The organism is Streptomyces sp. NBC_01477, from assembly GCF_036227245.1.
GTDB lineage: Bacteria > Actinomycetota > Actinomycetes > Streptomycetales > Streptomycetaceae > Actinacidiphila.
In genome coordinates, this window is the sequence record NZ_CP109445.1 from 5,777,501 (window position 1) to 5,792,132 (window position 14,632).

The following is a 14,632-nucleotide window of genomic DNA, read 5'->3' on the forward strand; positions in this document are numbered from 1 at the left end:
TGGGAGGCCACGATAGGCCCCGGGGAGCTGTCAACCGAGCTTTGATCCGGGGGTGTCCGAATGGGGAAACCCGGCAGTCGTCATGGGCTGTCACCCATACCTGAACACATAGGGTATGTGGAGGGAACGCGGGGAAGTGAAACATCTCAGTACCCGCAGGAAGAGAAAACAACCGTGATTCCGGGAGTAGTGGCGAGCGAAACCGGATGAGGCTAAACCGTTCACGTGTGATACCCGGCAGGGGTTGCGTGTGCGGGGTCGTGGGAGTTTCCTTGACCGGTCTGCCGGCCGGTCGGAGAGTTATAAACCGTTTGTGTAGGCGAAGGACATGCGAAAGGTCCGGCGTAGAGGGTAAGACCCCCGTAGCTGAAACATGAGCGGCTCTCTTGGAGATCACCCAAGTAGCACAGGGCCCGAGAAATCCTGTGTGAATCTGGCGGGACCACCCGTTAAGCCTAAATATTCCCTGGTGACCGATAGCGGATAGTACCGTGAGGGAATGGTGAAAAGTACCGCGGGAGCGGAGTGAAATAGTACCTGAAACCGTGTGCCTACAAGCCGTGGGAGCGTCGCGTTGGACGACTTGTCGTTCGACGTCGTGACTGCGTGCCTTTTGAAGAATGAGCCTGCGAGTTTGCGGTGTGTTGCGAGGTTAACCCGTGTGGGGTAGCCGTAGCGAAAGCGAGTCCGAATAGGGCTGTTTAGTAGCACGCTCAAGACCCGAAGCGGAGTGATCTAGCCATGGGCAGGTTGAAGCGGCTGTAAGAGGTCGTGGAGGACCGAACCCACCAGGGTTGAAAACCTGGGGGATGACCTGTGGTTAGGGGTGAAAGGCCAATCAAACTCCGTGATAGCTGGTTCTCCCCGAAATGCATTTAGGTGCAGCGTCGTGTGTTTCTTGCCGGAGGTAGAGCACTGGATAGGCGATGGGCCCTGCCGGGTTACTGACCTTAGCCAAACTCCGAATGCCGGTAAGTGAGAGCGCGGCAGTGAGACTGTGGGGGATAAGCTCCATGGTCGAGAGGGAAACAGCCCAGAGCATCGACTAAGGCCCCTAAGCGTACGCTAAGTGGGAAAGGATGTGGAGTCGCAGAGACAACCAGGAGGTTGGCTTAGAAGCAGCCACCCTTGAAAGAGTGCGTAATAGCTCACTGGTCAAGTGATTCCGCGCCGACAATGTAGCGGGGCTCAAGCGTACCGCCGAAGTCGTGTCATTGCAGCATTGAGGGCCAACGCCTGCTGTGATGGGTAGGGGAGCGTCGTGTGCCGGGTGAAGCTGCGCCGGAAGGCAGTGGTGGACGGTTCACGAGTGAGAATGCAGGCATGAGTAGCGATACAAGAGTGGGAAACTCTTGCGCCGATTGACTAAGGGTTCCTGGGTCAAGCTGATCTGCCCAGGGTAAGTCGGGACCTAAGGCGAGGCCGACAGGCGTAGTCGATGGACAACCGGTTGATATTCCGGTACCCGCTGTAAAGCGCCCAGTGCTGAATCCTTTGATGCTAAGGCCGTGAAGCCGCCTCTGATCTCTTCGGAGTGAGGGGGAGTGGTGGAGCCGCTGACCCAAGGGGGTAGTAGGTAAGTGATGGGGTGACGCAGGAAGGTAGTCCAGCCCGGGCGGTGGTTGTCCCGGGGTAAGGGTGTAGGACGTCATCCAGGTAAATCCGGGTGGCATATAGTCTGAGACCTGATGCCGAGCCGATTGTGGTGAAGTGGATGATCCTATGCTGTCGAGAAAAGCCTCTAGCGAGTTTTACGGCGGCCCGTACCCTAAACCGACTCAGGTGGTCAGGTAGAGAATACCGAGGCGTTCGGGTGAACTATGGTTAAGGAACTCGGCAAAATGCCCCCGTAACTTCGGGAGAAGGGGGGCCATGTTCGGTGATGGGACGTGCTCCTTGAGCTGGGTGTGGCCGCAGAGACCAGCGAGAAGCGACTGTTTACTAAAAACACAGGTCCGTGCGAAGCCGTAAGGCGATGTATACGGACTGACGCCTGCCCGGTGCTGGAACGTTAAGGGGACCGGTTAGTCACATTTCGGTGTGGCGAAGCTGAGAACTTAAGCGCCAGTAAACGGCGGTGGTAACTATAACCATCCTAAGGTAGCGAAATTCCTTGTCGGGTAAGTTCCGACCTGCACGAATGGCGTAACGACTTCTCGACTGTCTCAACCATAGGCCCGGTGAAATTGCACTACGAGTAAAGATGCTCGTTTCGCGCAGCAGGACGGAAAGACCCCGGGACCTTTACTATAGCTTGATATTGGTGTTCGGTTCGGCTTGTGTAGGATAGGTGGGAGACTGTGAAGTCATGGCGCCAGCCGTGGTGGAGTCGTCGTTGAAATACCACTCTGGTCGTGCTGGATGTCTAACCTCGGTCCGTGATCCGGATCAGGGACAGTGTCTGGTGGGTAGTTTAACTGGGGCGGTTGCCTCCTAAAGGGTAACGGAGGCGCCCAAAGGTTCCCTCAGCCTGGTTGGCAATCAGGTGTTGAGTGTAAGTGCACAAGGGAGCTTGACTGTGAGACTGACGGGTCGAGCAGGTACGAAAGTAGGGACTAGTGATCCGGCGGTGGCTTGTGGAAGCGCCGTCGCTCAACGGATAAAAGGTACCCCGGGGATAACAGGCTGATCTTCCCCAAGAGTCCATATCGACGGGATGGTTTGGCACCTCGATGTCGGCTCGTCGCATCCTGGGGCTGGAGTCGGTCCCAAGGGTTGGGCTGTTCGCCCATTAAAGCGGTACGCGAGCTGGGTTTAGAACGTCGTGAGACAGTTCGGTCCCTATCCGCTGCGCGCGTAGGAGTCTTGAGAAGGGCTGTCCCTAGTACGAGAGGACCGGGACGGACGAACCTCTGGTGTGCCAGTTGTCCTGCCAAGGGCATGGCTGGTTGGCTACGTTCGGGAGGGATAACCGCTGAAAGCATCTAAGCGGGAAGCCTGCTTCGAGATGAGGGCTCCCACCCACTTGATGGGGTAAGGCTCCCAGTAGACGACTGGGTTGATAGGCCGGATGTGGAAGCCTCGTAAGGGGTGGAGCTGACCGGTACTAATAGGCCGAGGGCTTGTCCTCAGTTGCTCGCGTCCACTGTGTGGTTCTGAAACAACCAGCCACCACACACCCGTATCACATTGTGGTGTCTGGGTGGTGGTGTGTGTTTCATGGTGTTTCGGTGGTCATAGCGTTAGGGAAACGCCCGGTTACATTCCGAACCCGGAAGCTAAGCCTTTCAGCGCCGATGGTACTGCAGGGGGGACCCTGTGGGAGAGTAGGACACCGCCGAACAATTATTAGAAAGCCCCGCCCCCGAGGTCACCTCGGGGGCGGGGCTTTTTTGCGTTGCCCTTCTGTTGTTGCCTCCCTGCCTGTCAGCGTTCGGCGCCGACCTTGGCGGCGGGGGCCTCGTATCCGGGGACCTTTGCCGCACGGCCGAGCTCGATGTCCAGGGCCTCGCGGCGGATGCGCTGGTCGACGTACAGCAGGGAGACGGCGCCCGCACTGATCGGCAGGGTCAGGGTGGAGCTGATCACGCCGCCGATGGCGACGATGATGATCGTGGTCCAGCTGCTGTCGCCGCTCGCGGAGAAGACGCTGTTGATGCTGTTGTCGCCCGCCGCGTCGGCGATCAGCGCGAACGGCAGTTGGATGATGAGAGACGCGATGCCCGCGATAAGCATCATGAGCAGTTGCACACCGAGAACGCGCCACCATGAACCATTGACGAGCTTTACCGAGCGCTTCATCGCCGCCTTGATGCCCTGCTTTTCGAGCATGAGAGCCGGAGCGGCGAGGCTCCAGAGATTCCACTGCCAGATCGAGACGACGATTCCGATGAGCAGCCCGAGTGAGGCGAGCGAGGCGCCCGCTGACTCGCTGCCGGCCAGTGCGATCAGCAGACCGGGGGCGGCGGGCACCGCGACGATCGCGCACAGCGCCAGCGGGACCAGCAGCGCGAGGCCGACGAGGTGTGTCAGCCGGGGGCGGACGTCCTGCCAGACCGAAGACAGCGTGGTCGGCCGTCCGAGGATCGCGCGGCTGATGACGGTGGTGAGCAGCCCCGCGGTGAGGACCACTCCGATCATGCTCGTCACGATGAGCAGCAGCGAGGCCGCGGCAGTGCCGCTGAGCGCGTGCAGGATGTCGCTGACGCTCGGGTCGGAATTCCGGTTGAGGTCATCAATTCGAGTGTCATCAATAAGGAGGCCACTGATCAGCGCGTTGACGCTCTCGGTCAGAAGGCCGACGACGAAGGCCAGGACCATGGCGGTCCGCCAGTGCTGCCGCAGGGTGGAGACAGCGCCTTGCAGGATTTCCCCCACGTCCAGCGGACGCAGCGGGATCACTCCGGGCTGCGGCGCGGGCGGCCTGCCGCCGTACGCCGGCTGCCCGGTGCCGTACTGAGCCGCTGCCGGGCCCCAGCGCGGACCACCGCTCTGTGACGGCGGTGGGGGCGGGGGCGCCCACTGGTGTCCCCAGCCGCCACCGGGGCTGCCCGTACCCGGTCCTGAGGCCGGCGGCACGGGTGCCTGGGGCGGCGCCGGCTCGCCGGAGGGAGCGTCGCCAGGGGCCGCTGCGGAGGCGGGCGGGGCGGTCACGTCGGGCCGCGGGTCCGCGGGCGCTGCCGCGGGCACGGAAGGCCGTGCGGAGGTGTGCGGGTCGCTGCCCGAGGGGGTGTGCCACTGCCCGGGCGGTGGCTGCTGGCGTGACCAGACACCGCTCGTCGGCGGCACCGCGGGGGGCGTCGGCGCGTCAGGTGCGCGGTCGTCCTTCTCTTCCCCGGCTGCGGGGTGTGTTGCATCGGGGCTGTCGCCGCTGTCCGGCTCTGGCGAGTCGGAGGATCCGGGCGAGGCCCAGCCCGGAGTGTTGGTCATCGGAGGCTGCCCTTTCGTATGTCCTGTCGGTACTCGTCGCCATCGTGTCACGGGCTGCCGTAGGTCGACCGTGGCAGGGCAGACTGGACGGATGGGTGATCACCTCGTGGAATCCGGTCATGGCACGGTCCCTGCGCTGCGCTGGGAGGAGCCGCCGGACGGTCCGGTCCTGGTGCTGCTCGACCAGACGCGGCTGCCGCAGGAGGAGGTCGAGCTGGCTTGTACCGACGTACCCGCGCTCGTTCAGGCGATACGTTCCCTCGCCGTCAGGGGCGCACCACTGCTCGGTCTGGCGGGGGCGTACGGGATCGCGCTGGCGGCGGTCCGCGGGTACGACGTGGAGGACGCGGCCGAGGTGCTCGCGCACGCGCGGCCGACGGCGGTGAACCTCGGGTACGGCGTGCGGCGCGCTCTCGCCGCGTACCGTTCGGCGGCGCCAGGGGCGGGGCCGGCGGCGGCGCTCGCCGAGGCGCGGGCGCTGCACGCCGAGGACGCGGCGGCGAGCACGGCGATGGCGGCGCACGGCGTGCGGCTGCTCGCGGAGTTGGCGCCCGGTGGCGGCTACCGGATCTTGACGCACTGCAATACCGGCGCATTGGTGTCGGGCGGGGAGGGGACCGCGTTGGGCGTCGTCCTGGCCGTGCACCGGATGGGCGAACTGCGGCGGTTGTGGGTCGACGAGACGCGTCCGCTGTTGCAGGGCGCGCGGCTGACGGCGTGGGAGGCGGCGCGGGCGGGGATGCCGTACACGCTGCTGGCGGACAATGCCGCCGGGTCGCTCTTCACCGCGGGCGAGGTGGACGCGGTACTGATCGGGGCGGACCGGATCGCGGCCGACGGGTCGACGGCGAACAAGGTGGGGAGCTATCCGCTGGCGGTGCTCGCCCGCTATCACGGCGTGCCTTTTGTGGTGGTCGCGCCGACCACGACGGTGGATCCGGCGACTCCCGACGGTGCGGCGATCGAGGTGGAGCACCGGCCCGGAAGTGAGGTGACGGATCTGGCTCCCTCACCGCTCGGCACGCAGGCCTATAATCCGGCATTCGATGTCACACCGCCGGAGCTGATCACCGCGATCGTCACGGAGCACGGTGTGGCGTCGCCGGTGACTGCCGAGAGCCTCGCGTCGGTGTGTGCACAGCAGACCGTTCGGTGACGCTCCGCGGAGCGTCGCGTGCGGGCAGGTCCACAAGTTATCCACAGGCTGCAGCTGAGGGGCAGCGCAACCGAGTACAACCAGGGACAATAGTCGCATAGCGTGACCTTGATCACGAAAGGTCACCAGTATCGATATGCAAATGGGATGATGGTCGGTATGAAGGGACGTGTCCTGGTCGTCGACGACGACACCGCGCTGTCAGAGATGCTTGGCATCGTGCTGCGCGGAGAAGGTTTTGAGCCGTCGTTCTGCGCTGACGGCGACAAGGCGCTTGCTGCATTTCGGGAGGCCAAGCCGGATCTGGTGCTGCTCGATCTCATGCTGCCCGGACGGGACGGCATCGATGTATGCCGGCAGATCCGGGCGGAGTCAGGTGTGCCGATCGTGATGCTCACGGCGAAGAGCGACACCGTGGACGTGGTCGTCGGCCTGGAATCGGGCGCGGACGACTACGTCATCAAGCCGTTCAAGCCGAAGGAACTGGTGGCGCGGGTCCGGGCGCGGCTGCGGCGGGCGGAGGAGCCGACACCGGAGCAGCTGACCATTGGCGATCTGGTGATCGACGTGGCCGGCCACTCGGTGAAGCGCGACGGCCAGCCGATCGCGCTCACGCCGCTGGAGTTCGACCTGCTGGTCGCGCTCGCCCGCAAGCCGTGGCAGGTGTTCACCCGCGAGGTGCTGCTCGAGCAGGTGTGGGGCTACCGGCACGCGGCGGACACCCGGCTGGTCAATGTGCACGTGCAGCGGCTGCGCTCCAAGGTCGAGCAGGACCCTGAGCGCCCGGAGATCGTGGTGACCGTCCGCGGGGTCGGTTACAAGGCAGGACCGGGCTGAGATGTGCGCCTCGTACGAGCGTGAGCGGCTGGAGAGCCGGCTTGCGGACCCGATGCGCGGTCTGCTGCCGGTGATCCGCTCGTGCGTGCGCTGGGCACGGCGTCCGCTGCAGCCGGCAGCCCGGCTGTGGCGGCGCAATCTCCAGCTGCGGGTGGTCGCCTTCACCCTGCTGATGTCGGTCGGCGTGGTGCTGCTGCTCGGCTTCGTGGTCATCGGGCAGGTGAAGAACGGCCTGCTCGACGCCAAGGAGAAGGCCGCGCAGAATCAGGCGACCGGTGGCTTCTCCATCGCTCAGAACATGGCGACGCAGGGCAGCCAGGCGCAGGACGGCGCGGATGCCGCGTCCGGGCCGTCGCGCGGGTCCATCGATTCGAGGACCTGGCTCAACGGCCTGGTCGGGCAGTTCGCGAGCGGCGGCAAGGGCGTGTACTGGATCGTCACGCTCAGCCCCGGGACGGACGGGCCCGACGAGTTCGGCCGGGCCAGCGACGACTCCACGCGCGGGCCCCGCGGCTCGGACCGCGTACTGCCCGTGGAGACCATTCCCAAATCGCTCAGTGACGCCGTCGACAGGCACACCGGGGCGCTCAAGCAGTACACGATGCTCAAGACCGACGACGGCAATCCGCCACGGCCCGCGCTCGCCATCGGCAAGCGCCTCACGGATCCCAACGGCACGTCGTACCAGCTGTACTACGTCTTCCCCTTCGATCAGGAGGAGAAGACCCTCGGCCTGGTCAAGGGCACTCTTGCGACGGCCGGCATCTTCGTGGTGGTCCTGCTCGGCGCCATCGCGTGGCTGGTGACCCGGCAGGTGGTCACGCCGGTGCGGATGGCCGCCAGGATCGCCGAGCGGCTCGCGGCCGGCAGACTGCAGGAACGGATGCATGTCACCGGTGAGGACGACATCGCCAGACTCGGCGAGTCGTTCAACAAGATGGCGCAGAATCTCCAGGTCAAGATCCAGCAGCTGGAGGATCTGTCGAGGATGCAGCGCCGCTTCGTCTCCGACGTGTCGCACGAGTTGCGGACGCCGCTGACGACGGTACGGATGGCGGCGGACATCATCCACGACGGGCGCGACGACTTCGATCCGGTGATGTCGCGGTCCGCGGAATTGCTGCAGAACCAACTGGACCGCTTCGAGTCGCTGCTCTCGGACCTGCTGGAGATCAGCAGGTTCGACGCGGGCGCGGCCGAACTGTCGGCGGAGCCGATAGACCTGCGCGAGGTGGTGCGCCGGGTGGTCGACGCGGCGGAGCCGCTGGCCGAGCGCAAGGGCAGCCGGGTGGCGATACGCGGCGACGCCCAGCCGGTCATCGCCGAGGCCGACCCCCGCAGGGTCGAGCGGGTGCTGCGCAATCTGGTGGTCAACGCGATCGAGCACGGCGAGGGCCGGGACGTGATCGTACGGCTGGCGACGGCCGACGGAGCGGTCGCGATCGCGGTACGGGACTACGGCGTCGGACTCAAGCCGGGTGAGGCGACCCGGGTGTTCAACAGGTTCTGGCGGGCCGATCCCGCCCGGGCGCGCACCACGGGCGGTACGGGCCTCGGGCTGTCGATCGCGGTGGAGGACGCACGGCTGCACGGCGGCTGGCTCCAGGCGTGGGGTGAGCCGGGCGGCGGGTCGCAGTTCCGTATGACGCTGCCGCGGACGGCGGGCGACAGCCTGCGCGGGTCGCCGATCGCGCTGGAGCCCGACGACTCGCGCCGCAACCGCGGACTGATCGCGTCGGGTCTGGCGGCCACGCCGACCGTCCCCGCGCCGCGGGCGGGTGCCGGCGGCGCGGCGGTGGGCAACGGGCACGGCAGGGAGGCGGGGCGCCTGATACCGCCGATGCCCAGCGTGGCTCCGGCCCGGCCGGCGACGGCCGATCCCGCGGCGCTGCCGGGCAACGGGGCGCGGGTGGTGGGACGCAAGGAAGCGGTTCGGGAGGACGACGTCTGATGCGAGTCATGGGGGGCCGGGGCCTGCGGGTGCTCAAGCGCGGCGGGCTGCCGGTGTGCGCGGCGCTGCTGCTGGCCGGATGCACGTCCATGCCGAGCAGCGGCGAGGTCCGCAAGGCCGACAACGGGCAGCAGGCGGACGCCGACTCGCAGGTGCGGGTGTTCGGCATACCCCCGCACTCCGGCGAGAGCGCCTCGGAGATCGTCGACGGCTTCCTGGAGGCCACCACCAGCGGTGAACCGGATTTCGCCACGGCCAAGAAGTACCTGGCCACGAATCTGGAGCACACGTGGGACCCGTTCACCGGGATCACCGTGCTGTCCGGCAGCCCGCAGAGCGACGGCGGCGACGACACCGGCCCCAAGGACGCGAGCACGACGGTGGCGGTGTCCGGGCCCAAGGCTGCGTTGGTGGACGCCAAGCACGCGTACCAGCCCGACACGGGCAATTTCCGCGCGACCGTCCATCTGGTCAGGCAGGGCAAGGAGTGGCGCATCGACGCGCTGCCGAACGGCCTGATCCTGTCCGCCGCGGACTTCCACCGGATATATCACTCCGTGAACATGTACTACTTCGCCGAGCTGGATTCCGACGCGGAGCGGTCGGGCACTCGGCAGCAGAGGCTGGTGGCCGACCCGGTCTACCTGCGCCAGCAGCAGCCCGACTCGCTGGCCGCGACGGTGGCCGCGCTGCTCGCGGGCCCCACGGACTGGCTGTCCCGTGCGGTCGCCCCCGCGGCTCCTGCGGGGGTCCGGATCTACGGCAAGGGCCCGGGTGAGGGCGTCACGCTGGACGACTCGCAGCACCTGCGGGTCCGGCTGAACAAGGCGGCGGACCGGCTCGGCGCCGACGCGTGCGTGCGGCTGGCCGACCAGCTCTTCGCCACCGTGCAGGCGCAGTCCTCCGCGAAGCTGCTGTCCGCCGAGGTGCAGCACGCCGACGGCGGCACGGCCTGCTCGCTGCCCAGCTCCCAGGCGCACGGGTACGGTTCCGCGAATCAGATCGGGTCGGGGGCGGGGCAGTATTTCATCGGCGCCGCGCAGCACCAGTTGTACGAGCTGACGCCGAACGGCACGGCCGCGCATCCGGTGCGCGGGCAGTTCGGCTCGGCCAAGGCGGATCTGGCGTCGGTCGCGGTGCAGCGCGAGGAGCTGATGGCCGCGGGGGTCAAGTCCGACGGGCGCCAGCTGGTGGTCGGATCGCTGACGGACGACGAGCCCTTCCAGGTGTCGACGCTGACCAGCGCCGCGCAGGACCCGAGGAACGGGCTGAGCGCGCCGAGCTGGGACGGCTTCGGCGACCTGTGGGTGGCCGACCGCAATCCTGCGGTCTCCAAGCTGTACGTACTGCGGGGCGGCACGGGGGCGCCGGCCGAGGTGGACGTGCCGGAGCTGGAGGGGCGGGTCGAATCGCTGCGGGTCGCCTCCGACGGGGTGCGGATCGTCCTGGTTGTGGACAAGGACGGTGTCAAGACACTGCAGCTCGGGTGGATCGAGCGGGCCGGCACGCAGCAGAGGCCGCAGTTCAGCGTGATGGGCCTGCGCGACCTCACGCCGAACGGGGAGAGCGTCAGCTCGGTGTCCTGGGCGGGCGCGAGCCAGCTGGTGGTGCTGGGCAGCGACGTGGGCGGCGGCCAGCAGATCCAGTACGTGAACACCGACGGTTTCGTGGCTCCCGCGGTGGCGAGCATCGGCGAGGCGGTGTCGGTGGCGGCCTCCGAGGACACGACCCAGCCGCTGCTGGTCTCCAACAACGGCAGCGTCTACTGGCTGCCCGTCGACTCGAACTGGAAGAAGGTCACGCCGAAGGGCGGCAGCCCGGTCTACCCGGGCTGACCGGCGGGCCGCCGGGTGGAAGGACCGCCCGCGCCCAGGCCCTGCCTGGACCGCCTGGACCGCCTGGACCGCCTGGACCGCCTGGACCGCCTGGACCGCCGCTTGTCAGGTGCCTGATCCGAGTTGTCCACAGCCCTCGAACGAGTGACTGGCAGCCGGTGCCCGGCAGCGGTCACAGTGGACGCATGGGGGGCTGGTGGCGGGAGATCGCCGGGCTGCTGCTGCCGGTGGACTGCGCGGGCTGCGGGTCTCCGCGTACGGAGTTGTGCGAGCGGTGCCGGGGGCTGCTGGGCGGGGCGTCCTCGGTACGGCGGGTACGTCCGGCGCCGGAGCCGGCGGGGCTGCCACCGGTCCATGCGGCGGGGCGGTACGGCGACGAGGTGCGGGCCGTGCTCCTGGCGCACAAGGAAAGAGGCACGCTGGGCCTGGCCCGGCCGCTGGGAACGGCCCTTGCCGCGGCTGTAGGGCCGCTGGGCGTCGCGGGGACGGTGCTGCTGGTACCAGTGCCCTCCGCGCGGCGGGCAGTGGCACGGCGGGGCCATGACGCCACCGCACGGATGGCCCGTGCGGCGGCAGCGGCACTGCGCCGGCAGGGGACACCGGCCAGGGCGGTGGCGGTGCTGCGGCAGCGGCGGGCGGTCGCCGACCAGTCCGGGCTGGACGCGGCAGGGCGACTGGCCAATCTGTCCGGCGCGATGGAAGTGGCCGGCGGCTCCCTGGCGCTGCTGGCGGCGGCACCGGTCGTCCTGGTGGACGACCTGATGACGACCGGGACGTCACTGAGCGTGGCGGCTCAAGCTCTCACAGCGGCCGGGGGCAGGGTGGCGGGAGCGGCGGTGGTCGCCGGACCGGACGGTCCTGAAATCCCCTCCGCTGCGCATCGCCGCAGGTGACGGAGTCCGGTATTCACCCGAATGGAGGTAGCGCGGCGCTGGGGATGCCGACCTCCGCACACCAGGACTATGTTCGGGGTAGAGGGAAGCGAACACTATGGGGTGTTGATCTTCCCTGTGGGGCAGGAGGAGGTGAAAGCCGTAGCTTCGCGGTACCCGGTGAGCCCGGGGGGCGAAGCGGCAGCAGACGCAGCGCCGGACGGGACTGGCACCCGGGCCGGCCTCAGCGAAAGGGACCGTTGCCGGTCAGCCGGCGCGGTCCGGGAACGGAGTTCTGCGTGGACATCGTCGTCAAGGGCCGCAAGACCGAGGTGCCTGAGCGGTTCCGGAAGCACGTGGCCGAGAAGCTGGACAAGATCCAGAAGCTCGACGGCAAGGTGATCAGCCTCGACGTCGAGGTGTCCAAGGAGCTCAACCCGCGGCAGGCGGACCATTCCGACCGGGTGGAGATCACGCTCAACACCCGCGGCCCGGTGGTCCGGGCGGAGGCGGCAGCCGCCGACCCGTACGCCGCGCTGGACGTCGCGGTGACCAAGCTGGAGGCGCGGCTGCGCAAGGCCGCGAGCAAGCGCCACACCCGCCGGGGCAACGAGCGGATTCCCGCCGCCGAGGTCGCCTCGGCCGTGCCGGAGGCGGCGTACATCAACGCCGACGGCGAACTCGTGGGCAGCGAGGACTCGACGGACGGGGTGCCGACCAAGCGGATCGGCCCCCTGGAGGTACGCGGCGACGGGCCGCTGGTGGTCAGGGAGAAGACGCACGCGGCGGCGCCGATGGCGCTGGACCAGGCGCTGTACGAGATGGAGCTGGTCGGGCACGACTTCTATCTCTTCATCGACGCCGACACCAAGCAGCCGAGCGTGGTCTACCGCCGGCACGGCTACGACTACGGCGTGATCCACATCAACGCGGACGAGGCGGGCACCGAGGCCCCGGCCGGAGCCGGCGGGCTGCTGCGCCGCTGAGCCGGGCCGCCGGACGGCAGGGCGGCTGTGCGTGGTGCCCCCGGGTTCTCCTGGGGGCACCAGCACGCCAGGACGTGAAATGCTGGACCAGCAGTGGTGAACTCTGGTCTGAGGGGGAGGATCTGATGCCGGATTTTGCGCACCGGGCAGCCGGCGGGAGCGGTCCCAGCCCCTATTCGCGCTCGGACGAATCGGCCGGGCCGGCCCCGGTCGAACCGATCCGGGTACTGGTGGTCGACGACCACGCGCTGTTCCGGCGGGGCCTGGAGATCGTGCTCGCGCAGGAGGAGGACATCCAGGTCGTCGGCGAGGCGGGTGACGGGGCGGAAGCGGTGGACAAGGCGGCCGACCTGCTGCCCGACATCGTGCTGATGGACGTACGGATGCCGCGCCGCGGCGGCATCGAGGCGTGCACCTCCATCAAGGAGGTGGCCCCCAGCGCCAAGATCATCATGCTGACCATAAGCGATGAGGAAGCCGACCTCTACGAGGCGATCAAGGCCGGGGCGACCGGTTATCTGCTCAAGGAAATCTCCACCGACGAGGTGGCCACCGCGATCCGCGCGGTCGCGGACGGGCAGTCGCAGATCAGCCCGTCGATGGCGTCCAAGCTGCTGACCGAGTTCAAGTCGATGATCCAGCGCACCGACGAGCGGCGGCTGCTGCCTGCGCCCAAGCTCACCGACCGGGAGTTGGAGGTGCTCAAGCTGGTGGCCACCGGGCTGAACAACCGGGACATCGCCAAACAGCTGTTCATCAGCGAGAACACCGTGAAGAACCATGTGCGCAACATCCTGGAGAAGCTGCAGCTGCACTCCAGGATGGAGGCCGTGGTCTACGCGATGCGCGAGAAGATCCTGGAGATCCGCTGACCCGGTACCGCCGCCGGCGGCGCACGCGGCGCCCGGCAGCCGCCCGGGCGGTCAGCGGCGGTCATGGCCGCGCTTGACCGCGGTGACCAGCGGCTCGCGCAGGGTCTCCGGCAGCACCCGCTCCACCCGGGCCTCCACGCAGCCCACCCAGCCGGCCGCCTCGGAGATGGCGTCGGCGGCGGGCTGCACCGCCTTCGGGCCGTCCAGCGTCACCTGCCGGGCGATCAGGGTCTTGCCCTCCCGGGCCGGGTCCACCCGGCCGACCAGCCGGCCGCCCGCGAGCAGCGGCATCGCGAAATAGCCGTGGATCCGCTTCGGCTTGGGGGTGTAGGCCTCCAGGCGGTGGGTGAAGCCGAAGATCCGCTCGGTGCGCGGCCGGTCCCAGACCAGTGAGTCGAAGGGCGACAGCAGCGTCGTGCGGTGCCGGCCGCGCGGCTCGCTCGCCAGCGCCGCCGGATCGGCCCAGGCCGGCTTGCCCCAGCCCTCGACCTCGACCGGCACCAGACCGGTGTCGGCGATCACCGCGGCGACCTGCTCGCCCTTGAGCCGGTGGTAGTCGGCGAGGTCGGCGCGGGTGGCCACCCCCATCGCGGCTCCGGCCTGGGTGACCAGCCGCCGCATGCACTCGGCGTCGTCGATGTCGTCGTGCAGCAGAGTGTCCGGGACGGCGCGCTCCGCCAGGTCGTAGATCCGCTTCCAGCCGCGCCGCCGGGTGCAGACCACCTCGCCGGTGTCCAGCAGCCACTCGACGGCGATCTTCGTCTCGGACCAGTCCCACCACGGCCCGCCGTTCTTCGCGCCGCCCAGTTCGGTGGACGTCAGCGGCCCGTCGGCCCGCAGCCGGTCCAGGACCGCGGCGCACGACCGCTCGGCGTCGGCCAGCACGTGCCAGCGGTGGCCGCGCGCCCGCCGGGCCCGGCGCCGGAAGGCGAAGTGCGGCCACTCCTCGATCGGCAGGATGCACGCGGCGTGCGACCAGTACTCGAAAGCGTGGTCGTCCGACCAGTACGCCCGCTCCACCGCCTCCCGGCCGACCGCGCCCAGCCGCGCGTACGGGATCAGCTCGTGCGAGCGGGCCAGCACCGAGATCGTGTCGAGCTGCACCGCGCCCAGCGAACGCAGCACCCCGCGGGTGCCGGCCCGCCGGTCGGGAGCGCCGAGGAATCCCTGGGCGCGCAGGGCGATCCTGCGGGCCTCGTCGGCGGACAGGGTGAGCTGGGGCGGCGGCAGCGCTGTCATGGCCGCAAGCCTAGG

8 protein-coding genes, 2 rRNA genes and 1 pseudogene (1 of these 11 only partly in view) are annotated in these 14,632 nt (G+C 68.1%); 9 read left to right on the forward strand and 2 right to left on the reverse strand.

Features of this window, described 5'->3' with window-relative positions:
- Nucleotides 1-3,070: ribosomal RNA gene (locus OHA86_RS24575) — 23S ribosomal RNA — on the forward strand; it begins 58 nt to the left of the window's first position.
- A 96-nt stretch (nt 3,071-3,166) separates the two neighbouring features.
- Nucleotides 3,167-3,283 (forward strand): 5S ribosomal RNA (gene rrf / locus OHA86_RS24580).
- An 83-nt stretch (nt 3,284-3,366) separates the two neighbouring features.
- On the opposite strand, the gene OHA86_RS24585 is transcribed toward rrf, so the two are convergent.
- Nucleotides 3,367-4,341 carry a glycerophosphoryl diester phosphodiesterase membrane domain-containing protein gene (locus OHA86_RS24585; protein ID WP_329178543.1) on the reverse strand — a complete coding sequence of 325 codons (975 nt, stop codon included), beginning with the start codon at nt 4,339-4,341 and terminating at the stop codon, nt 3,367-3,369.
- A 619-nt stretch (nt 4,342-4,960) separates the two neighbouring features.
- On the opposite strand from OHA86_RS24585, the gene mtnA reads away from it, so the two are divergent.
- The 7 genes and pseudogenes from mtnA to OHA86_RS24620 form a co-directional block, all read left to right on the forward strand.
- A complete protein-coding gene (gene mtnA / locus OHA86_RS24590) occupies nt 4,961-6,025 on the forward strand; it encodes an S-methyl-5-thioribose-1-phosphate isomerase (protein WP_329178545.1) in 1,065 nt (354 codons plus the stop codon).
- Between the two features lie 147 nt (nt 6,026-6,172).
- Entirely contained in the window at nt 6,173-6,862 is a 690-nt protein-coding gene (gene mtrA / locus OHA86_RS24595) for an MtrAB system response regulator MtrA (protein WP_106966605.1), read from the forward strand.
- A 1-nt stretch (nt 6,863) separates the two neighbouring features.
- Complete coding sequence (gene mtrB / locus OHA86_RS24600; protein ID WP_443071880.1) at nt 6,864-8,813, forward strand: MtrAB system histidine kinase MtrB; 1,950 nt, start codon at nt 6,864-6,866, stop codon at nt 8,811-8,813.
- Nucleotides 8,813-10,648 (forward strand): LpqB family beta-propeller domain-containing protein, encoded by a 1,836-nt coding sequence (locus tag OHA86_RS24605; RefSeq protein WP_329178547.1) that lies wholly within the window; start codon nt 8,813-8,815, stop codon nt 10,646-10,648. The genes mtrB and OHA86_RS24605 overlap by 1 nt, the downstream gene beginning before the upstream one ends.
- A gap of 185 nt (nt 10,649-10,833) precedes the next feature.
- The gene (locus OHA86_RS24610; RefSeq protein WP_329178549.1) at nt 10,834-11,541 is read left to right on the forward strand and encodes a ComF family protein; all 708 of its coding nucleotides are present in this window, start codon (nt 10,834-10,836) and stop codon (nt 11,539-11,541) included.
- Nucleotides 11,542-11,819: 278 nt separating this feature from the next.
- On the forward strand, nt 11,820-12,506 hold the full coding sequence (gene hpf, locus OHA86_RS24615) for a ribosome hibernation-promoting factor, HPF/YfiA family (protein WP_443054267.1): 687 nt from the start codon (nt 11,820-11,822) through the stop codon (nt 12,504-12,506).
- Between the two features lie 206 nt (nt 12,507-12,712).
- Nucleotides 12,713-13,378 (forward strand): annotated as a pseudogene (locus tag OHA86_RS24620) (response regulator); the annotation flags it as partial.
- Nucleotides 13,379-13,429: 51 nt separating this feature from the next.
- Here OHA86_RS24620 and OHA86_RS24625 read toward each other — a convergent pair.
- Complete coding sequence (locus OHA86_RS24625; RefSeq protein ID WP_329178552.1) at nt 13,430-14,617, reverse strand: winged helix-turn-helix domain-containing protein; 1,188 nt, start codon at nt 14,615-14,617, stop codon at nt 13,430-13,432.
- Between the last annotated feature and the right edge of the window lie 15 nt (nt 14,618-14,632).